Source organism: Rhodococcus sp. P4_F3_2, assembly GCF_056401335.1.
The window spans coordinates 1-737 of record NZ_JBFUJN010000107.1; the positions used below are offsets into that span (position 1 = coordinate 1).

The following is a 737-nucleotide window of genomic DNA, read 5'->3' on the forward strand; positions in this document are numbered from 1 at the left end:
GCCGTGTGTCTCCACAACGGCCGCGACCACGTCACAGCCACGATCTCGACGTCGATGAGCCTCACCGAGCATCGCGAAGGTCTTTCCGACGCCGGGGGCAGCGCCGAGGTAGATACGCAATTCACCACGTTTGCGTGCCCTACCGAAAGATTGACCGACCTTCTCCGAAGAACTCACGTGACAATCATCCACCAGTCGTCGGCGCAGCACACGTAGGTGCCGTCAATCCGAGTGCCAGGTTCAATTCCAGGACGTTGACTCGCTCGGCTCCGAGAAATCCGAGTTGCCGACCGTCGGTGTGCTCAGCCACCAAGTCCCGCACCTGGTCTTCCGAGATGCCGTTGTTCGCCGCCACCCTCGCGACCTGCAGCTCGGCGTACGCCGGACTGATGTGGGGATCGATACCCGAGCCCGAACCGGTGACTGCGTCGACGGGAACCGATGCCGGGTCGACGCCCTCTCGTGCCGCGATGGCCGCCCGGCGCTCGATGATGAATCCGGCCAGAATCTCGCTGCTCGGCCCCTGGTTGGACGGCAGTGCCGCAGCGGGATCACCGGTGGCAAAAGGATCCTCGTCCGAAACGGATCCGACAACGCGGTTGTGGAAGAACGGGTCCTGCTGCCCTTCGGTAACCTGCGGATCAACACCCACCCAGGCACTGCCGACCACGCAACCGGCGGCATCAGTGACCGGTGAGCCTTCGGCGGATCCGGAGCTGATCCGGCTGACCCCCCAC

At 64.3% G+C, this 737-nt stretch carries 1 protein-coding gene and 1 pseudogene; both read right to left on the bottom strand.

What is annotated here, in order from left to right; all coding sequences use genetic code 11:
* Positions 1-177 (bottom strand): annotated as a pseudogene (locus tag AC1DWA_RS32960) (hypothetical protein); the annotation flags it as partial.
* A 7-nt stretch (positions 178-184) separates the two neighbouring features.
* On the bottom strand, positions 185-737 hold a 553-nt coding region (locus AC1DWA_RS32965), incomplete at its 5' end, for a potassium-transporting ATPase subunit C (protein ID WP_477917624.1).